The organism is Streptomyces corallincola (genome assembly GCF_019104725.1).
In the GTDB taxonomy this organism is placed as follows: Bacteria; Actinomycetota; Actinomycetes; order Streptomycetales; family Streptomycetaceae; genus Streptomyces; species Streptomyces corallincola.
On record NZ_JAHRXF010000011.1, the window covers coordinates 89,154 to 107,463 of the forward strand.

The 18,310-nt window shown below is 70.0% G+C and carries 17 protein-coding genes; 7 read left to right on the forward strand and 10 right to left on the reverse strand.

Annotated features, from left to right (window positions below; all coding sequences use genetic code 11):
• Positions 1 to 11: 11 nt before the first annotated feature.
• Entirely contained in the window at positions 12 to 881 is an 870-nt protein-coding gene (locus tag KUM39_RS10595) for a GNAT family N-acetyltransferase (protein ID WP_217785223.1), read from the forward strand.
• An 89-nt stretch (positions 882 to 970) separates the two neighbouring features.
• On the opposite strand, the gene KUM39_RS10600 is transcribed toward KUM39_RS10595, so the two are convergent.
• Complete coding sequence (locus KUM39_RS10600; protein ID WP_217785224.1) at positions 971 to 1,390, reverse strand: GlcG/HbpS family heme-binding protein; 420 nt, start codon at positions 1,388 to 1,390, stop codon at positions 971 to 973.
• A 75-nt stretch (positions 1,391 to 1,465) separates the two neighbouring features.
• Positions 1,466 to 2,677 (reverse strand): MFS transporter, encoded by a 1,212-nt coding sequence (locus KUM39_RS10605; protein ID WP_217785225.1) that lies wholly within the window; start codon positions 2,675 to 2,677, stop codon positions 1,466 to 1,468.
• 144 nt (positions 2,678 to 2,821) lie between these two features.
• Here KUM39_RS10605 and KUM39_RS10610 point away from each other — a divergent pair, with 144 nt between their 5' ends.
• Positions 2,822 to 3,280, forward strand: a complete 459-nt coding sequence (locus tag KUM39_RS10610) for a MarR family winged helix-turn-helix transcriptional regulator (RefSeq protein ID WP_217785226.1) — start codon at positions 2,822 to 2,824, stop codon at positions 3,278 to 3,280.
• 108 nt (positions 3,281 to 3,388) lie between these two features.
• Positions 3,389 to 3,841 (forward strand): GNAT family N-acetyltransferase, encoded by a 453-nt coding sequence (locus KUM39_RS10615; RefSeq protein ID WP_217785227.1) that lies wholly within the window; start codon positions 3,389 to 3,391, stop codon positions 3,839 to 3,841.
• Between the two features lie 74 nt (positions 3,842 to 3,915).
• Here KUM39_RS10615 and KUM39_RS10620 read toward each other — a convergent pair whose 3' ends face one another.
• Complete coding sequence (locus tag KUM39_RS10620) at positions 3,916 to 5,304, reverse strand: serine hydrolase domain-containing protein (protein WP_217785228.1); 1,389 nt, start codon at positions 5,302 to 5,304, stop codon at positions 3,916 to 3,918.
• Positions 5,305 to 5,387: 83 nt separating this feature from the next.
• Positions 5,388 to 6,866: a replicative DNA helicase gene (dnaB, locus tag KUM39_RS10625; RefSeq protein ID WP_217785229.1), complete on the reverse strand. Its 1,479-nt coding sequence runs from the start codon at positions 6,864 to 6,866 to the stop codon at positions 5,388 to 5,390.
• A 459-nt stretch (positions 6,867 to 7,325) separates the two neighbouring features.
• On the opposite strand from dnaB, the gene KUM39_RS10630 reads away from it, so the two are divergent.
• The gene (locus tag KUM39_RS10630) at positions 7,326 to 8,663 is read left to right on the forward strand and encodes an MATE family efflux transporter (protein WP_217785230.1); all 1,338 of its coding nucleotides are present in this window, start codon (positions 7,326 to 7,328) and stop codon (positions 8,661 to 8,663) included.
• Between the two features lie 174 nt (positions 8,664 to 8,837).
• Here KUM39_RS10630 and rplI read toward each other — a convergent pair whose 3' ends face one another.
• The 4 genes from rplI to rpsF all read right to left on the reverse strand — a co-directional run bounded on the left by rplI (position 8,838) and on the right by rpsF (position 10,564).
• Positions 8,838 to 9,284, reverse strand: a complete 447-nt coding sequence (gene rplI, locus KUM39_RS10635; RefSeq protein ID WP_217785231.1) for a 50S ribosomal protein L9 — start codon at positions 9,282 to 9,284, stop codon at positions 8,838 to 8,840.
• Between the two features lie 18 nt (positions 9,285 to 9,302).
• On the reverse strand, positions 9,303 to 9,539 hold the full coding sequence (gene rpsR / locus KUM39_RS10640) for a 30S ribosomal protein S18 (protein WP_008746874.1): 237 nt from the start codon (positions 9,537 to 9,539) through the stop codon (positions 9,303 to 9,305).
• Between the two features lie 58 nt (positions 9,540 to 9,597).
• The gene (locus KUM39_RS10645) at positions 9,598 to 10,200 is read right to left on the reverse strand and encodes a single-stranded DNA-binding protein (protein ID WP_217785232.1); all 603 of its coding nucleotides are present in this window, start codon (positions 10,198 to 10,200) and stop codon (positions 9,598 to 9,600) included.
• 73 nt (positions 10,201 to 10,273) lie between these two features.
• The gene (gene rpsF, locus KUM39_RS10650; RefSeq protein ID WP_073787253.1) at positions 10,274 to 10,564 is read right to left on the reverse strand and encodes a 30S ribosomal protein S6; all 291 of its coding nucleotides are present in this window, start codon (positions 10,562 to 10,564) and stop codon (positions 10,274 to 10,276) included.
• A 260-nt stretch (positions 10,565 to 10,824) separates the two neighbouring features.
• Between rpsF and KUM39_RS10655 the strand changes: the two genes are divergently transcribed.
• The 3 genes from KUM39_RS10655 to KUM39_RS10665 all read left to right on the forward strand — a co-directional run bounded on the left by KUM39_RS10655 (position 10,825) and on the right by KUM39_RS10665 (position 13,738).
• Complete coding sequence (locus KUM39_RS10655; RefSeq protein WP_217785233.1) at positions 10,825 to 11,136, forward strand: hypothetical protein; 312 nt, start codon at positions 10,825 to 10,827, stop codon at positions 11,134 to 11,136.
• A 371-nt stretch (positions 11,137 to 11,507) separates the two neighbouring features.
• Positions 11,508 to 12,629, forward strand: a complete 1,122-nt coding sequence (locus tag KUM39_RS10660; protein ID WP_217785234.1) for a lipid II:glycine glycyltransferase FemX — start codon at positions 11,508 to 11,510, stop codon at positions 12,627 to 12,629.
• Positions 12,630 to 12,706: 77 nt separating this feature from the next.
• A complete protein-coding gene (locus KUM39_RS10665) occupies positions 12,707 to 13,738 on the forward strand; it encodes an alanine racemase (protein ID WP_217785235.1) in 1,032 nt (343 codons plus the stop codon).
• 93 nt (positions 13,739 to 13,831) lie between these two features.
• Here the strand turns inward: KUM39_RS10665 and KUM39_RS10670 are convergent, their stop codons facing one another.
• The gene (locus KUM39_RS10670) at positions 13,832 to 15,364 is read right to left on the reverse strand and encodes a glycosyltransferase family 87 protein (RefSeq protein ID WP_217785236.1); all 1,533 of its coding nucleotides are present in this window, start codon (positions 15,362 to 15,364) and stop codon (positions 13,832 to 13,834) included.
• Between the two features lie 129 nt (positions 15,365 to 15,493).
• A complete protein-coding gene (locus tag KUM39_RS10675) occupies positions 15,494 to 18,220 on the reverse strand; it encodes a transglycosylase domain-containing protein (RefSeq protein ID WP_217785237.1) in 2,727 nt (908 codons plus the stop codon).
• Positions 18,221 to 18,310: the final 90 nt, after the last annotated feature.

Consider the following 18,310-nt stretch of genomic DNA (forward strand, 5'->3'; position numbering starts at 1 on the left):
CCCTGTCCCGCGTGCTGATTCCCTCCCCCGCCACTCTCCCCCTGCGCCGCCTGACGCGCCGTGATCTCACCGCCTGCGCCGATCTGTCCGAGGACCGGGGGTGGTCGCGCGAGGAGTACAAGTGGCGCTTTCTCCTCACGGTCGGCAGGGGCTACGGCATCGACGACCCGGACGGCGGCGGCCTGATCGCCGCCTGTGTGGTCACGGAGTACGGCACCGGGGAGCGGACCGCTCTCGGGGCCGTCGGCATGGTGCTGGTGGCGGACCGGTACGCCCGCCGGGGCATCGGGCGACGGCTCATGGAGCAGGTGGTGACGGACGCGGGCGGCACTCCGCTGACGCTGTACGCCACCCCCAACGGCCGCCCGCTCTACGAGAAGCTGGGCTTCGGCGTCGTGGGCCGGGCGGAGATGCTGCAAGGACGCTTCGTCCCCGAGGAGCACGGCAGCGCGGTCCGTACCCGCGCGGCCACGGCGGAGGATCTGTCGTCGGTCCTGCGGCTCGACGCGGAGGTGTTCGGCACCGACCGCACCTCGCTGCTGGTCCGGCTGCCGTCGTTCGCCGACCTGTTCCGGGTGGCGGAGGCGGACGGCCGGATCACGGGGTACGCGGCGGCGTGGCCGAACATGGACACCCATGTCGTGGGCCCGCTGATCGCGCGGGACACCGGGACGGCGAAGGCACTCGTCGCCTCACTGGCGGCCGGGACGGACCGGCCGCTCCGGACCGACGTCGATGTCCGCCACGCGGAACTGCTCGGCTGGCTGAAGGAGCGGGGCGTGGCCCGGATCCACGCCACCGACATCATGGTCCACGGGGCTCCGGATCTGCCGGGGGACTGGCGGCGCAGGTTCGCCCCGCTGACGGTGGCCGCGGGCTGATCCCGGAAACGCCGATGGCCGGTCGTGCCCCGCGGGGACGACCGGCCTTCGGCGTACTACGGCCGCCGGTACGGCGGCTGGGGCTGGGGTCAGGCGAGCGCCTGGACGGCCGCCGAGGCGAAGCCGTGGTCCTGCTCCGGGGCGCCGCCGCCGACACCGATGGCGCCGATCAGCCGACCGTCCCGGTGCACGGGCAGTCCACCGGCGATGAACAGCAGGGGGCGGTCGAGGGCGGTGGGCAGGGTGTGGAACAGGCCGCCCGGCTGCACGGCATCGACGAGGTCGGCGGTGGGCGCGTTCAGCTGGAGCGCGGTGTACGCCTTGCGGGTGCTGGTCTCACCGGAGATCAGCACGGCCCGGTCGTCCCGGCGGAAGGCGAGCAGGTGGCCCCCGGCGTCGAGGACGGTGACGCTGACGGTGACTCCGGCCTCCTCGGCGGCCCGGCGGGCCGTGGCGACGAGCAGTTCGGCGTCGTCGGTGGTGAGGGGGGTGACGGTGGTGGCGCTCATGAGGGATCTCCTTGGTGCGGTGCTACGGGTGACGCTCGGTCGGTGCGGGCGGCGGTGCCCGCGGTACGGGGTGGCTCAGTGGTGCGCGGGCGCGGGCTGCTCGGCGGGGACAGCGGTCGCGTCCCCCGCGGCGCCCGGTGTGCCGTCGCGGCGCTCCAGCGCGGCCGAGACGACGGCGAGGACCAGGGCGGCGGCGGCGAGGACGGCACCGACCCAGTTGGGCGAGGTGTAGCCGTGACCGGCCGCGATGACCATGCCGCCGAGCCAGGCGGACAGGGCGTTGCCCAGGTTGAAGGCGCCGATGTTCACGGCCGACGCCAGCGTCGGGGCGCCGTGGGCCTGGTCCAGCACCCGCTTCTGGAGCGGTGGGACGGTGGCGAAGCCGAGGGCGCCGATCAGGGTGATGGTGACGGCCGCGGCGATCTTGTCGTGGGCGGTGACCGTGAACAGCGCGAGTACGACGGCCAGGGCTCCCAGTGAGACGTACAGCATCGGCATCAGGGCGCGGTCGGCGAACCGGCCGCCGACGAGGTTGCCCGCGACCATGCCGAGGCCGAAGAGGACGAGCAGCCAGGTGACGGAGCCGTCGGCGAACCCGGCGACGTGCGTCATCATCGGCGCGATGTAGGTGACGGCCGCGAAGACACCGCCGAAGCCGAGGACGGTCATCGCCATCGCCAGGAGCACCTGGGCGTTCTTGAACGCGGCCAGTTCGTGGCGCAGCCGTACGCCCTCGGGCCGGGGCATCTCCGGGACCAGCTTGGCCACACCGGCCAGGCCCACGACACCGAGACCTGCGACGATCGTGAAGGTGACCCGCCATCCGGCGCTCTGGCCGACCAGGGTGCCGAGCGGGACCCCGACGACATTGGCGACGGTCAGACCGGTGAACATCAGCGCGATGGCACCCGCCTTCTTCTGCGGGGCGACCAGTTCGGCCGCCACGACCGACCCGATGCCGAAGAAGGCACCGTGCGCCAGCGAGGCGACCACCCGGCCGACCACCATGACGGCGAAGGTCGGGGCCAGCGCGGACAACAGGTTCCCGGCGATGAACAGACCCATCAGCAGCATCAGCATCCGCTTGCGGGACACCTTCGTGCCGAGGACCGTCATCAGCGGAGCGCCGATCACCACACCGAGCGCGTAGCCGCTCACCAGCAGCCCGGCCGTGGGGATGCCGACTCCGAAGTCGTCCGCGACCTGCGGCAGCAGGCCCATGATCACGAACTCGGTGGTCCCGATTCCGAAGGCCCCGATCGCCAGGGCGAGAAGCGCGAGAGGCATGGGTGTGGACACCTTCCCGAATGATTGCAGGGGCGCTTTACTTGCGTTCACAATACTTGCAGACGCTGGTTAAACGCAAACAAGGACTATTGCGCCCGTGCTCTACCCTGGAAACCAGCCGCTCCGGGACGGAGGAGAACGCCCATGACAGCGACAGACCCCGCGCTCACCGCGCTCGCTCAGGGCTGGTGCGCCCTCTCCCTGCTGCACGGGAGGATCGAGGCGCACATCGAGCGCGCCCTGCAGGCCGGGCACGACCTGAGCGTGCGCGAGTACTCCCTGCTCGACGTGCTCAGCCGACAGCACGACGGTGAGGGCGGGCATCTCCAGATGAAGCAGGTCGCGGACGCGGTCGTGCTGAGCCAGAGCGCCACCACCCGCCTGGTGACCCGTCTGGAGGACCGGGGCCTGCTGGAGCGCTATCTGTGCCCCACCGACCGCCGGGGCATCTACACCAACGTCACCGAGGCGGGCCTGCGCCTGCTGGAGGAGGCCCGGCCGACCAACGACGGGGCACTGCGCGAGGCGCTGGACGAGGCGTCCCTCAGCCCCGAACTGGCCCCGCTGGTCCGAGTCGTGGAGTCGCTGAACGTGGCGGTGTAGGGCGTCCGGCGGACGTGCCGGTGCGGGGCACGCGGCGAGCGCGCCCGCGTCCGGCGGCACCCGGCACCCGGCACCCTGGGGCGGAAGTGTCCGCATAGGGTGCCCGGCATGGATGGACTGCGCATACGCCCGGCGACCGTGGACGACCTCCCGGCGATCGTCGCCCTGCTCGCCGACGATCCGCTGGGCGCCACTCGGGAGTCCCCGGACGATCTGACGCCCTACACGGCGGCGCTGGCACGACTGACCGCCGACCCGAACCAACGGCTCGTCGTCGCGGAACGCGCGGGCCGGGTGGTCGGCACGCTGCAACTCACGATCATCCCCGGCCTGTCCCGCAAGGGCTCGACCCGTTCGGTCGTCGAGGGCGTCCGCGTCCACACCGAGGAACGCGGCAGCGGCCTCGGCACCCGGCTCATCGAGTGGGCCGTCGCGGAATCACGGCGCGCGGACTGCCAGTTGGTGCAGCTGACCTCGGACAACACCCGCGTGGACGCCCACCGCTTCTACGAGCGCCTGGGCTTCAGCGCCTCGCACGTGGGGTTCAAGCTCCAGCTCTGAGCGGGCCTTTCCAGCGGCAGTTGGGGTTCGCGGTTGGGGGTGTTTCACGTGAAACACCCCCAACTGCCTGCCCTCTACGACGTAACCCCGCGCCACCCCTCCGGGTCCACTCCGCCGGGCACCCCGGCGTCCTGCTCGTAGGGCTGCCGGGTGAACACGAACGACCCGACGTCGAGGTGCCGTACCGAACCGTCCGTCCGGCGTACGACGCGCAGCTCTTCCCCGGCGTAGTAGCCCTCAAGGCCCGTCCATGTGCCGTCCCCGGCGGGCCGGAAGCGCGCGCGGCGCCCGGCGCCGTTCAGCGGCCCGAGCGCGAGCAGCCCGTCCGCCGTCACCCGCAGTCCGAAGGCGTGCGTGCCCCAGTACCAGGGCCCTGCCAGCTCCAGCACCGCCGGATCGACCTCGGCGGCCGGGCGCCACGGCTCGGGGATGCGCGGCTCGGCCTCGGCCACGATCCGTACGAGGTCGGCGCCGATCGCGCCGAGCAGCGGGCCGCTGGTGCAGTTGGCCAGGACGACGGCTGCCACGTCGTCCTCCACGCTGATGCTGAGGTTGGCGAGGAAGCCCGGCACGGAGCCGGAGTGCCCGACCACGAGCCTGCCGTCCCGGCGCAGTACCTGCATGCCCAGCCCGTATGTGGAGCCGTCCAGCACATCGGCGGCCTCGGCGGGCGCCGCGGGCGTCCGCATCTCCCGCAGCGAGTCAGCGCCGAGCACCCGGTCGTCTCCCCCGGCCAGGAACACGGCGAACCGCGCGAGGTCCGCCGTGGTGGACCAGAGCTGCCCGGCGGCGGCCATCCGGCCCAGGTCCTCGACCACTTCGGGCAGCAGCGCGTCCGCCCAGGGATGTACGGCCCAGCCGTCGGCGTACGGCGCCACCGGGCCGTACGTGGTGCGGCGCAGCCCGAGCGGTTCGAGCACCTCGGCCCGCAGCACGTCGATCCACGGAGCGCCGCGCTTCTCCTCGACGAGCGCGCCGAGCAGTGTGTACCCGGTGTTGGAGTAGTGGTGACGGCGCCCGACAGGGTGCCGGAACGGCCGCTCGCCCAGTACATCGCCCAGTTCCGGGCGCACCGCTCCGGGGGTCCGCTCCCACCAGGGCGCAGGGGACTCCGCCGCCAACCCGGCCGTGTGCGCGAGCAGTTCGGCGATGGTCGCCTCTCCAGCGCCGGTGCCCGGCAGATGTTTCTCCAGCGGGTCCCCGAGGTCCAGCAGCCCCTCGTCCCGCAGCCGCAGCACCAGGACGGCGGTGAAGGTCTTGGTGATGGACCCGATCCGGTACTGCACGTCCTGTCCGGTGTCTCCCCCGCCGAGGCCGCCCCACCCCCCGTGCCACACGGTCCGCCCACCCCGGACGACAGCCGCCACCACCGAAGGCGCCCGTCCCTCGGCCTGCCCCCGAGCGACCCGCTCCACCAGCGCCCGCCGCGTCCCGTCCAGCAATTCGTCCTGAGAACTCGTCATGCCCCCAGTCCACCGGCTACACCCCGGAAGGTCGAATCCATTTGGCGGAATCCGACTCCGTGAACCCGTGGAGATGGCCCCGCTCAGGTCTGTGCCATGTCCACGAAGCGGGAGTAGTGGCCCTGGAAGGCGACCGTGATGGTGGCGGTGGGGCCGTTTCGGTGCTTGGCGACGATGAGGTCGGCCTCACCGGCGCGGGGGGACTCCTTCTCGTAGGCGTCCTCGCGGTGGAGCAGGATGACCATGTCGGCGTCCTGCTCGATGGAGCCGGACTCTCGCAGGTCGGAGACCATCGGCTTCTTGTCGGTGCGCTGTTCGGGACCGCGGTTCAGCTGGGACAGCGCGATGACCGGGATCTCCAGCTCCTTGGCGAGCAGCTTGAGGTTACGGGACATGTCCGAGACCTCCTGCTGACGGCTCTCGGACCGCTTGGAGCCACCGGCCTGCATCAGCTGGAGATAGTCGATGACGACAAGTTTGATGTCGTTGCGCTGCTTGAGCCGACGGCACTTCGCGCGGATCTCCATCATCGACAGGTTCGGGGAGTCGTCGATGAACAGCGGCGCGGCGGACACGTCGGGCATGCGGCGGGCGAGCCGGGTCCAGTCCTCGTCCGTCATCGTGCCGGACCGCATGTGGTGGAGCGCGACGCGGGCCTCGGCGGACAGCAGACGCATGGCGATCTCGTTGCGGCCCATTTCGAGGGAGAAGATCACACTCGGCAGGTTGTGCTTGATCGAGGCGGCCCGCGCGAAGTCCAGCGCGAGCGTGGACTTGCCCATCGCGGGACGGGCCGCGATGACGATCATCTGACCGGGATGCAGTCCGTTGGTGAGCGAGTCGAAGTCGGTGAACCCGGTCGGCACCCCGGTCATCTCACCGCTGCGGGAGCCGATCGCCTCGATCTCGTCGAGAGCGCCCTCCATGATGTCGCCCAGCGGCAGATAGTCCTCGCTGGTGCGCTGCTCGGTGACCGCGTAGATCTCGGCCTGGGCCCGGTTGACGATCTCGTCCACGTCGTCGTCACCGGCGTACCCCATCTGCGTGATGCGGGTGCCCGCCTCGACCAGCCGCCGCAGGACGGCGCGCTCGTGCACGATCTCCGCGTAGTACTCGGCGTTCGCCGCCGTGGGCACGGTCTGGACGAGTGTGTGCAGATAGGTCGCGCCGCCGACCTTGTTGATCTCGCCGCGCCGGGTGAGTTCGGCCGCGATCGTGATCGGGTCGGCGGGCTCGCCCTTGGCGTAGATGTCGAGGATCGCCTGGTAGATCGTCTCGTGGGCGGGCTTGTAGAAGTCGTGGCCCTTGAGGACCTCCACCACGTCGGCGATGGCGTCCTTGGACAGGAGCATGCCGCCCAGCACCGACTGTTCGGCGTCGAGGTCCTGCGGGGGCACGCGCTCGAAAGAGGTGCCGCCGCCGTCCCAGCCGCCGCCCTCGCTGCCCCGCTCGTGCTGGTCCTCGCGGGCCCGCGCGGTGTCCCCGCGCCGTCGGGAGGCCGGAAGCCGATCGCTGGGCCCGCTGTCCGCCCACGGATCGTCCAGGGGCTCGGAAATGCTCACCGAGCGACCTCCTCCCGTCCGCACGGCGGACCTCGCCGTGCCCTCAGTTGTACGGCACGACACTGACAAATAAGCGGCCCGGTTCCGGTTCTGACGCGTCGTTTTCCCACCGGTTTTCCGGGCCGGAAGACACAGCGGGCGCCGGACCACGTTAGGCCCGTGGGCACCGTCAGCCAATCTGGTTATCCACAGGGCTTGTGGATGACGGGCCCGATGCTGTGGAGAACTCCCCGAAACCTGTGCACGACCCGGTGGACAGCCCTGTGAACAAGCCCTCGATCACTCGGCGCCCACCACTCTGACCTGCACTTTCATCATCCACCGGCTGTGCAGGAGAAAAACTTTCCCCATCGGGCCAAGTTCCCGTCGAACACACCGCCCATCCATCCGAACCGAGACGATCAGTAAGGGTCTCTATGCAATTGCATCTCTTACCTGTGGAAGATTAGATTGGTGGGCATGACCCAGGCCCCACCGACGCTCCGGGCACCCGTGCGCCGACCCGACCGTGAGATCGTCGCACTCGCCCTCCCGGCCTTCGGCGCACTCGTCGCCGAGCCCCTGTTCGTCATGGCGGACAGCGCGATCGTCGGCCATCTCGGCACCGCGCAGCTCGCCGGTCTGGGCGTCGCCTCGGCCCTGATCACCACCGCCGTGAGCGTCTTCGTCTTCCTCGCCTACGCCACCACGGCCGCCGTCGCGCGCCGCCTCGGCGCCGGTGACCTCCCGGCCGCCATCCGCCAGGGCATGGACGGCATCTGGCTCGCCCTGCTGCTCGGCGCCGTCGTCGCCGCTCTCGTGCAGCCGCTCGCGCCGGGCATCGTGGACCTCCTCGGCGCCTCCTCCGACGCGGCTCCCTACGCCATCACCTATCTGCGGATCTCCGCACTCGGTGTCCCGGCCATGCTGATCGTTCTCGCCGCCACCGGTGTCCTGCGCGGTCTCCAGGACACCAGGACCCCGCTGTACGTCGCCGTCGGCGGTTTCGCGGCGAACGCGTGCCTGAACGCGGGCCTCGTCTACGGTGCCGGACTGGGCATCGCGGGTTCCGCCTGGGGCACGGTCACCGCCCAGTGCGCGATGGCGGCCGTCTATCTGGTCGTGGTGGTGCGCGGCGCGCGGCGGCACGGCGCCTCGCTCCGGCCGGACGCGGCAGGCATCCGAGCCTCCGCCCAGGCGGGAGCACCCCTGCTGGTGCGGACGCTGTCCCTGCGGGCGATCCTCGTCATCGCCACGGCGGTCGCGGCCCGGCTCGGGGACGCCGACATCGCCGCCCACCAGATCGTCCTGTCTCTGTGGAGCCTGCTCGCCTTCGCGCTCGACGCGATCGCCATCGCCGGGCAGGCCATCATCGGCCGCTGTCTCGGCGCCGACGACGCACCGGGCGCCCGCGCGGCCTGTCGTCGCATGGTCCAGTGGGGGATCGCCACCGGTGTCGCCCTGGGCGTCCTGGTGGTGGCCGCGCGCCCGCTGTTCCTGCCGCTGTTCACCGGTGACTCCCTGGTCCGGCACACCGCGCTGCCCGCCCTGCTGATCGTCGCCCTGTCCCAGCCCGTCTGCGGAGTGGTGTTCGTCCTCGACGGCGTACTGATGGGGGCGGGGGACGGGCGCTATCTGGCCTGGGCGATGGTCGCCACTCTGCCAGTCTTCGCCCCGGTCGCGTTCCTGGTCCCCCTCTGGGGTGGCGGGCTGACCGCGCTGTGGGGCGCCATGACGCTGATGATGGCCGTCCGGATGCTCACCCTGTGGCTGCGCGCCCGCTCCGGCCGCTGGCTCGTCACCGGCGCGACGCGCTGAGCATCCCGTAGTACCCCGTAGCCCCCGGCAGCCGGATGTTTCACGTGAAACCGCTGTACCGCGTGAAACGGCTGTTTCACGTGAAACATCGCGCCGACAGACGGAAGAGGGGCCGCACCCGAAGGCACGGCCCCTCTTCACCGGCTCGTACGAGCACGGCGATCACGCGGCGGTTCAGGCCGCGACGACCTCGATGTTGACCTTGGCGGCAACCTCGGGGTGCAGACGCACGGACGACTGGTGGGCGCCCAGGGTCTTGATCGGCGTGGTCAGCTCGATGCGGCGCTTGTCCACCTCGGGGCCACCGGACGCCTTGATCGCGGAAGCGATGTCGGCCGGGGTGACGGAACCGAAGAGACGACCGGCGTCGCCGGAGCGAACGGCCAGACGGACCTTCACGCCTTCGAGCTGGGCCTTGATCGCGTTGGCCTGCTCGATGGTCTGGATCTCGTGGATCTTGCGGGCGCGGCGGATCTGCGCCACGTCCTTCTCGCCACCCTTGGTCCAGCGGATAGCGAACTTCCGCGGGATCAGGTAGTTGCGAGCGTAACCGTCCTTGACGTCAACGACATCGCCGGCGGCACCGAGGCCAGAGACCTCGTGGGTGAGGATGATCTTCATGTTTCGGTCACCCTTCCCTTATCGCGCGGTGGACGTGTAGGGCAGCAGCGCCATCTCACGGCTGTTCTTGACGGCCGTGGCGACGTCACGCTGGTGCTGCGTGCAGTTGCCGGTCACGCGGCGGGCACGGATCTTGCCGCGGTCGGAAATGTACTTCCGCAGCATGTTCGTGTCCTTGTAGTCCACGTACGTGACCTTGTCCTTGCAGAAAGCGCAGACCTTCTTCTTCGGCTTGCGCACAGGCGGCTTCGCCATGATGTATCTCCTGTGTGATCAAGAAGTGGGGGTACGGCCCACCCCTGGGTCCGAGGACCTAGAAGGGGGGCTCGTCCGAGTAGCCGCCGCCCTGCTGGCCGCCGCCGGAGCTTCCGCCCCAGCCGCCGCCACCCTGGCCGCCGCCCTGGTTGCCACCGGCGGGAGCGCCGGTGGCCCACGGGTCGTCGGCCGGAGCGCCGCCGCCCTGCTGGCCGCCACCGGAGCTTCCGCCCCAGCCGCCGCCACCCTGGCCGCCACCGCCGCCGTAACCGCCCTGGCCGCCGCGCGCGCCGCCACCCGAGGTCTTGGTGACCTTGGCGGTGGCACTGCGCAGGCTGGCGCCGACTTCCTCGACGTCCAGCTCGTAGACCGTCCGCTTGACGCCGTCACGGTCGTCGTACGACCGCTGCTTCAACCGGCCCTGCACGATGACGCGCATGCCGCGCTGGAGCGACTCCGCGACGTTCTCCGCCGCCTGACGCCAGACCGAGCAGGTCAGGAACAGGCTCTCGCCGTCCTTCCACTCGTTGGTCTGCCGGTCGAAGGTGCGGGGAGTGGACGCGACACGGAACTTCGCAACCGCCGCACCGGAGGGGGTGAAGCGCAGCTCGGGGTCATCGACAAGGTTGCCGACGACCGTGATGACGGTCTCGCCTGCCATTGGGGGAACCTCTCGGCGGGTTTGCTCTTGGCTGCTTGCTACTCGAATCCCGGAACCGACCGAGCCCGGAGGCTCAGTGGGTCTCGGGACGGAGGACCTTGGTCCGGAGGACCGACTCGTTCAGGTTCATCTGGCGGTCGAGCTCCTTGACGATCGCAGGCTCGGCCTGCAGATCGATGACCGAGTAGATGCCCTCGGGCTTCTTCTTGATCTCGTACGAGAGACGCCGACGGCCCCAGGTATCGACCTTCTCCACCTTGCCGTTGCCCTCACGGACGACGGAGAGGAAGTTCTCGATCAGGGGGGAGACAGCGCGCTCCTCCAGATCGGGGTCGAGGATGACCATCACCTCGTAGTGACGCATGTGGAACCCACCTCCTTTGGACTCAGCGGCCACGGTCGTTCCGTGGCAGGAGGGTTGTGATGCGTGCGCAACGGTATCGGCCGACACTGACAATCAGGGTCCCGCCGGGGCCCCGACCGCGTCCGGGCAGACACCGGTGCAGACGGTACACACTACCCGCACACCCCCTTGCGGTTGAAATCCGGTGGGAAGGACCGTCAGTCTGTACACAACGGGTGTGCAAGGCGCTACAGTGCGCCGCGATCCGCAGGAGGTGCCTCATGGCGCAGGCATTGCGACCGAATACCGCCGGATCTCTGTTGGCCAGCGACGGCAAGCCCCGTCCGCTCCAGGACGGCCTGATGGCCGGAACCCTGGCGCTGGGCCTGCTGTCCTTCATCACCGCGTTCTTCCCGGGCCTGCATCTGCTCACGTCGTGGGCCGGGCTGATCGGCATCCTGGCCGGTGGATACGGCCAGTGGATCTCAGTGACCACACGGGAGCGCTTCGGGCTGGTCCTCGGCCTCGGCGCCTCCGGCATCGGCCTCCTGCTCGGGATGTCGAACGGCGGACTGTTCGGCGGAGTCGTCTGAGGTCCCGCTGGAAAACGCACAGCGCAGGTCACCGCCCGGCACCCCGGAGGGAGCCGGGCGGTGACGATGCCCCACCCCGTGCGGCAGAAGGGCCTGTCTTCACACTCTCCTCGTCGTCCGGAGGACGGCCCCGCGGCGTCCGGTGCGTGCTCTCGGCATGCCGGCCGTGATCCCTCGTACTGGGCGTACTCGGGGTCGCGGCCGGTGCGGCGAGAGGGCGTGCCGGGCGTCGCGGGGCAGAGGGGAGTGTGAAGACAGGTCCTGAGGGCCGTACGCCCCAGTCGAGGCCCGCGCACGGCGCAGTAGGCTTCGGCGCGAGAGCCGGAGCCCCTCATCGCAAGGGGACACACCAGCCCGAGGAGCGCCCCGACATGAGCCTGACCCTGCGGACCATCAGCCGCGAGCAACATCTGGCCTACATCCAGAGCCTGCCGGCGGCGAGCCACATGCAGGTCCCGGCCTGGGCCGACGTGAAGGCCGAATGGCGCTCCGAGCACCTCGGCTGGTTCGACGAGCGCACCGGCGAGATGGTCGGCGCGGGTCTGGTGCTCTACCGGCAGCTCCCCAAGATCAAGCGCTACCTCGCCTACCTCCCCGAGGGCCCGGTCATCAACTGGTACGCCCCGAACCTGGACGACTGGATCCAGCCGATGCTGGCGCACCTCAAGCAGCAGGGCGCCTTCTCCGTGAAGATGGGCCCGCCCGTGGTCATCCGCCGCTGGAACGCGGAGACCATCAAGAGGGGCATCCAGAGCCAGGACGTGAAGCGGCTGCGCGACATGGAGGCCGACTTCATCGAGCCGCGCGCCTTCGAGGTGGCCGACAAGCTGCGCCGCATGGGCTGGCAGCAGGGCGAGGACGGCGGCGCCGGTTTCGGTGACGTGCAGCCGCGCTACGTCTTCCAGGTGCCGCTCGCCAACCGCTCCCTGGAAGACGTCCACAAGAACTTCAACCAGCTCTGGCGCCGCAACATCAAGAAGGCCGAGAAGGCCGGTGTCGAGGTGGTGCAGGGTGGCTACCAAGACCTCGCCGAGTGGCAGCGGCTGTACGAGATCACCGCGGTGCGCGACCACTTCCGGCCCCGCCCCCAGTCGTACTTCGAGCGCATGTGGACGGCCCTCAACTCCGAGGACCCCAACCGCATGCGGCTGTACTTCGCCCGGCACAACGGCGTGAACCTGTCCGCCGCGACCATGCTCATCGTCGGCGGCCACGTCTGGTACTCCTACGGCGCCTCCGACAACATCGGCCGCGAGGTCCGCCCGTCCAACGCCATGCAGTGGCGGATGCTGCGCGACGCCTACGCGCTCGGCGCGACGGTGTACGACCTGCGGGGCATTTCCGACTCGCTCGACGAGTCGGACCACCTGTTCGGCCTGATCCAGTTCAAGGTGGGAACCGGCGGCCAGGCGGCCGAGTATCTCGGCGAGTGGGACTTCCCGCTGAACAAGCTGCTCCACAAGGCGCTCGACATCTACATGTCGCGGCGCTGAGCCGCACCCCTTCGGTCCGACGGCTCCCAGGGCCTCGGCACTTCGCTTCACCTTCACGAGAAAGGCTCCGGGTCCGGATGGCGCTCACGCTCTACATCGACACGGCGCGCTGGCGGGCGCATCACAAGCACGTGCACGAGCAGTTCCCGGGCCTGGTCCCGGTCTGCAAGGGCAATGGCTACGGCTTCGGGCACGAGCGGCTCGCGGAGGAGGCCACCCGGCAGGGCACGGACCTGCTCGCTGTCGGCACCACCTACGAGGCCGCCCGCACGAAGGACTTCTTCGGCGGCGACCTGCTGGTGCTGACCCCGTACCGGCGCGGCGAGGAGCCGGTGCCGCTGCCGGACCGCGTGGTCCGCTCGGTGTCGTCGGTGGACGGTGTGTACGGCCTGGTCGGCGCGCGGGTGGTCATCGAGGTGATGTCCTCGATGAAGCGGCACGGCATCAGCGAGCAGGATCTGCCGCAGCTGCACCAGGCCATAGAGAATGTCCGGCTGGAGGGCTTCGCCATCCACCTGCCGCTGGACCGCACCGACGGCTCGGACGCCGTCGAGGAGGTCATCGGCTGGATGGACCGGCTGCGCGCGGCCCGGCTGCCGCTGCACACCATGTTCGTCAGCCACCTCAAGGCCGACGAGCTGGCCCGGCTCCAGCAGCAGTTCCCGCAGACCCGGTTCCGCGCGCGGATCGGCACGCGGCTGTGGCTGGGCGACCACGACGCCACCGAGTACCGGGGCGCCGTCCTGGACGTCACGCGGGTCGCCAAGGGCGACCGCTTCGGCTACCGGCAGCAGCGCGCGGCCTCCGACGGCTTCCTGGTGGTCGTGGCGGGCGGTACGTCGCACGGGGTGGGTCTGGAGGCCCCGAAGGCGCTGCACGGTGTCATGCCCCGTGCCAAGGGAGTCGCGCGGGCCGGTCTGGCGACGGTCAACCGCAACCTGGCGCCGTTCGTCTGGGACGGCAAGCAGCGCTGGTTCGCGGAGCCGCCCCACATGCAGGTGTCCATCCTGTTCGTGCCCTCCGACGCCGCCGAGCCCAAGGTCGGGGACGAACTCGTCGCCCATCTGCGCCACACCACCACGCAGTTCGACCGCCTGATGGACCGCTGACCCCGGACCCCGGCACCACGAAAAGGGCCGTGCACGCGTGACGCGTGCACGGCCCTTCTGTCGTTCGACGCCGCGGGTCGGACGCCTGTTCGCTCAGAGCGAACGCCCGTCCGGAGGCGCCATGTCCGGCTGTCCCCAGGCGACCGCCGACGGCTCGAAGTGCACCGCGTGCCGCGGCGGCCGGGCGGCGGCTCCGAGGACGAACACGTCCTCGGCACCGTCCAGGACCCCGCCCGAGGGATCGTCGTCCCCGGACCGGCGCACCACGTCACGCTCCGGCGTGAGGATGTCCCGGACGACGACGGCGCACAGGTACAGCGTGCCGAGCAGGTGCACGGCGATCGCCCAGTGGTAACCCTGCGCGGGGAGTCCCTTGTGGGCGTCCCCGCTGGTCGTGTAGGCGAGGTACATCCAGATGCCGAGGAAGTACGCGACCTCGCACGCCTGCCAGATCAGGAAGTCCCGCCACTTCGGCCGGGCCAGCGCCGCCAGCGGCACCAGCCACAGCACGTACTGCGGCGAGTAGACCTTGTTGGTGAGGATGAACGCCGCGACCACCAGGAACGCCAACTGGTCGAAGCGCGGTCGGCGCGGAGCGGTGAAGGTCAGCACGGCGATGGCGGCGAAGCACAGCACCACCAGGATCATCGCGGCCGTGTTCACGAAGCCGATGGAGGGCGGGTTGGTGGAGTTCTGCACCCAGATCAGCCAGAACGACCCGAAGTCCACGCCCCGTTCCTGGCTGAACGTGTAGAACTTCGACCAGCCCGGAAAGGCGAACCACATCACCGGCAGGTTCACCATGAACCAGGCCACCACGGCTCCGGCGGCGGCCTGGAAGAACTCCCGCCACCGGCCGGCCCGCCAGCACAGCAGGAACACCGGTCCCAGCAGGAAGACCGGGTACAGCTTGGCGGCCGTGGCAAGGCCGAGCAGCACGCCGAAGGCGACGGTGCGGCCCCTGGACCACATCAGCATCGCGGCGGCCGTCAGGGCGACCGCGAGCAGGTCCCAGTTGATGGTGGCCGTGAGAGCGGCGGCGGGCGCCAGCGCGACCAGCAGGGCGTCCCAGGGGCGCCGACGGTGGGTGCGCGCCACACAGACGGCGATGACGGCCACGCAGACCATCAGCATCCCGGCGTTCACGAACCAGTACCACTGCTCCCGGTGCTGGATGGTGCCGCTGCCGGGGGTGAGCCAGGAGGCGACCTCCATGAAGACACCGGTCAGCACCGGATACTCCAGGTAGTCCATGTCACCGGGCAGCTTGTCGAAGTAGGGCACCAGGCCGTCGGCGAAGCCACGCCCCTGGTACAGGTGCGGGATGTCCGAGTAGCAGGCGTGCGTGTACTGCGAGCTGGCCCCGAAGAACCAGCCGCTGTTGTAGCAGGGCGCCTTCTGCACGAGGCCGAGCGCGAACATGCCGATGGCGACGAGTGCGACGACCCGTACCGGTGTCCACCAGGACGTTCCGAACAGCGCGCGCCGCCCGATGGGACCGCCGATCAGCTCACTGCCGGCCGCGGCGATCCCGTCCTCACGCGTGGGGAGCACCGGTTCCTCGGCGCCCGACGGCGCGGACTCGGGCTCGTGCATGCTCGCGGGCGTCATCTCTGCACTGGGCATGGGGCACATCCTGCCGTACGGACCCCGGAACACGCCGAGGGCCGCCGCACCTCGCGGGTGCGACGGCCCATGTTTCACGTGAAACACGCGTACCGGCTCATAGGGCCACCCACCGGGCGGCCGGGGCGGCTATCCCTGGGCGCCGGAGAAGATGCCTCCTCCATTGCCGCCGTTGCCGTTGCCTCCGTTGCCGTTGCCCCGGTTGGCCCCCGGCTCGGTGGTCTCCGTGGTGCTCGGAGTGGGCGGCGCTCCGGGACCGCCGTTGGCGCCACCGTCGGCGTTGCCGGTGCCGCCGTCCTCACCGCAGTCCAGACCGCCCCAGCCGAACTGGCAGGACTGGCTGACCGTCGGTGTCGGAGAGGTGGTCGTCTGGCTCGGCGTCGGAGTGGGGGTCGGCGTCGTGCTCTGGCTCGGCGGCGCGGTGGGAGTGGGCGGCGCGGTCGGGACGTTGAGCGCCTTGCCGATCGGCGCGGGCGCCGGGAACGGCAGGGCGGGCTGGCCCCGCATCGCCTCGGCCATGTAGTCGTGCCAGATCTCGGCCGGGAACGAGGCGCCGTGGATCTTCTCCTGGCCGCCCGTGCCGAACATCTTCAGGAACTTGCGGTTCTTGTTCTTGGCGTTGTCGTCGAGGCGGAACATGCTGATCGCGGTGGACAGCTGGCGGGTGTACCCGACGAACCAGGCCGACTTGTTGCCGTCGGTGGTGCCGGTCTTGCCCGCCACCTGGCGGCCCGGCAGGCGGGCCGCGGTGCCGGTGCCCTTGTCCACCACGGTCTTCAGCACGTCGGTGACGTTGTCCGCCACCTCGGGCTTGAAGACGTCCTTGCCCGCCGCCTGGTGCCGGAAGACCGGACCGGTCGCGTCATCCACCTTCTCCACGGAGTACGGGTCGTTCTGGGTGCCGCTGGTGGCGAAGGTCCCGTAGGCACCGGCCATGCGGATGGCACTGGGGTCGGAGGTGCCGATGGAGAACGACGGGAAATTCGAGCTGGCCAGACTGGACTTGAGGATGCCCGCGTCGATCGCGGTCTGCTCGACCTTGTCCAGACCGACGTCCATACCGAGCTGGACGTAGACGGAGTTGACCGACAGCCGCATGGCCTCACGCAGGTCGATCTTGTAGTCGGGCGCGGTGCCGACCGACTCGTTGCCGTCGTTGGTCTGGAGCCACTCCTTGTTGTCCTTGTCGGTCCAGACCGTGCCGTCGTATTTCTGGATCTTGAGCTTGTTCTGACCGCTGTACAGGCTCTTCCACGAGGCCGGGGTCCGCTCGTCCTGTGCCTGTTCGGGACTGAGGTCGGGGTTGCGGACCCCCCACTTCATCGCTGCCGCGAGCACGAACGGCTTGAACGTGGAACCCACCTGGGCGCCGGTCGCGTCGGCGTTGTCGGTGAAGTGCTTGGTGGCGTCCTCACCGCCGTAGATCGCCTTGATGGCACCCGTCTTGGGTTCCACGGAGGCGCCGCCAAACTGGACGTAGGAGTCCTTGTCCGGACGGGCCGAGGCGTCGATGTTCTTCTTGCGGACGTTCTTGACCGCGTTCTCCAGCTGTCCGACCTTCTTCTTGTCGAACGTCGTGTAGATGCGCAGTCCGCCCTGCTGCAACCGGTCGGCGGTGATCTTGGTCGTGTCGCTGTTGTGGACCAGATACGACTTGGCGAGGTCCACGAGGTAACCGACCTGGCCGCTCAGCCGACTGTTCGACCTGGGGTTCTGCACCTTGGGGAGCGACGTGTACTTGGCGCGCTCGGCCTGGTCGAGATGGCCGTACTGCACCATCTTGTCCAGCGTGTCCTGCATCTGGATGTCGGCCCGCCTCCGGTTCGCCTCCGGAGTGGCGATCGGGTCGAGCGACTCGGCGCCCGCCGGGTCGTAGTACGTGGCGCCCTTCAGCATCGCCGCGAGGAAGGCGCACTGACCCGGGTCCAGCTTGTCGGCGTCCGTGTTGAAGTACGCGCGGGCGGCGGCCTGGATGCCGTAGGCGCCCCGGCCGAAGTAGGCCGAGTTGAGGTAGCCGGCCATGATCTCCGGCTTGCTCTTGGTCGCGCCGACCTTGATCGAGACGAAGATCTCGGTGAACTTGCGGGAGAGGGTCTGCGCCTGGTCGTCCAGCATCGCGTTCTTCACGTACTGCTGGGTGATGGTGGAGCCGCCCTGCACCTGGCCGCCGCGTGCCATGTTGAACATCGCGCGCGCGATGCCCATCGGATCGACGCCGCTGTCCGTCTCGAAGGACTTGTTCTCCTGCGAGATGACGGCGTAGCGCATCTCCTTGGGAATCTGCTCGTAGTTGACGATCTGCCGGTTCACCTCACCGCCGGTGGCGACCATCGGGGTGTTGTCGGACCAGTAGAAGACGTTGTTCTGCGCGCTGGCCGTCTTGGCGACGTCCGGGACGTTCACCGTGGCGTACCCGATGCCCGCCACCGCGACGAGGCTGCCGAGGAAGCCGATGAACATGCCGCTCGTCAGCCGCCACGACGGCACCCAGCGGCGCCAGCCGTACTTGCCGTGGCGCGGATAGTCGATGATCCGCTTCCGACCGGGGCCCGCGGCGGCACGGCCGCGTCCTGGACCGTTCGGGCCGCCGGGCCCGCTGCGGCCTCCCGGACCCGTGGGGTCGGCCCCTCTGCGGCGGCCCCCCTTCTGCGCCGCCCGGCGGGCCTCGGCCCGGCCTCCGTAGGGGCGCTGGTCGCCTCCGGGGCCGTAGGAGTCCGACTCGGTGGAGCCGGCAGCGGACCCGGTGGCGCCTCGCGGTGCCGCGCGGTGGCCGGAGGACGGTCCGGACTGGCCGCGTCGGGCCGCGGCACGTCCGCCTTCCTGCGACTGCGGCGCTTTGCGACGGTGCTCGCTCATCGAACGATTACTCCTCGGGCAGGCGCACCCGTGGGCGCCTGGAACGGCGGCTGTTTTCCGGTCCCCCCGAAATACGGATGTGGTCGGTCG

Coding starts and splice junctions, on each gene's coding strand:
- KUM39_RS10600 (WP_217785224.1), bottom strand. CDS start 1,390: ATGAGCGCCACCACCGTCACCCCCCTCACCACCGACGACGCCGAACTG.
- KUM39_RS10605 (WP_217785225.1), bottom strand. CDS start 2,677: ATGCCTCTCGCGCTTCTCGCCCTGGCGATCGGGGCCTTCGGAATCGGG.
- KUM39_RS10610 (WP_217785226.1), top strand. CDS start 2,822: ATGACAGCGACAGACCCCGCGCTCACCGCGCTCGCTCAGGGCTGGTGC.
- KUM39_RS10615 (WP_217785227.1), top strand. CDS start 3,389: ATGGATGGACTGCGCATACGCCCGGCGACCGTGGACGACCTCCCGGCG.
- KUM39_RS10620 (WP_217785228.1), bottom strand. CDS start 5,304: ATGACGAGTTCTCAGGACGAATTGCTGGACGGGACGCGGCGGGCGCTG.
- KUM39_RS10630 (WP_217785230.1), top strand. CDS start 7,326: ATGACCCAGGCCCCACCGACGCTCCGGGCACCCGTGCGCCGACCCGAC.
- rplI (WP_217785231.1), bottom strand. CDS start 9,284: ATGAAGATCATCCTCACCCACGAGGTCTCTGGCCTCGGTGCCGCCGGC.
- rpsR (WP_008746874.1), bottom strand. CDS start 9,539: ATGGCGAAGCCGCCTGTGCGCAAGCCGAAGAAGAAGGTCTGCGCTTTC.
- KUM39_RS10645 (WP_217785232.1), bottom strand. CDS start 10,200: ATGGCAGGCGAGACCGTCATCACGGTCGTCGGCAACCTTGTCGATGAC.
- rpsF (WP_073787253.1), bottom strand. CDS start 10,564: ATGCGTCACTACGAGGTGATGGTCATCCTCGACCCCGATCTGGAGGAG.
- KUM39_RS10655 (WP_217785233.1), top strand. CDS start 10,825: ATGGCGCAGGCATTGCGACCGAATACCGCCGGATCTCTGTTGGCCAGC.
- KUM39_RS10660 (WP_217785234.1), top strand. CDS start 11,508: ATGAGCCTGACCCTGCGGACCATCAGCCGCGAGCAACATCTGGCCTAC.
- KUM39_RS10665 (WP_217785235.1), top strand. CDS start 12,707: ATGGCGCTCACGCTCTACATCGACACGGCGCGCTGGCGGGCGCATCAC.
- KUM39_RS10670 (WP_217785236.1), bottom strand. CDS start 15,364: ATGCCCAGTGCAGAGATGACGCCCGCGAGCATGCACGAGCCCGAGTCC.
- KUM39_RS10675 (WP_217785237.1), bottom strand. CDS start 18,220: ATGAGCGAGCACCGTCGCAAAGCGCCGCAGTCGCAGGAAGGCGGACGT.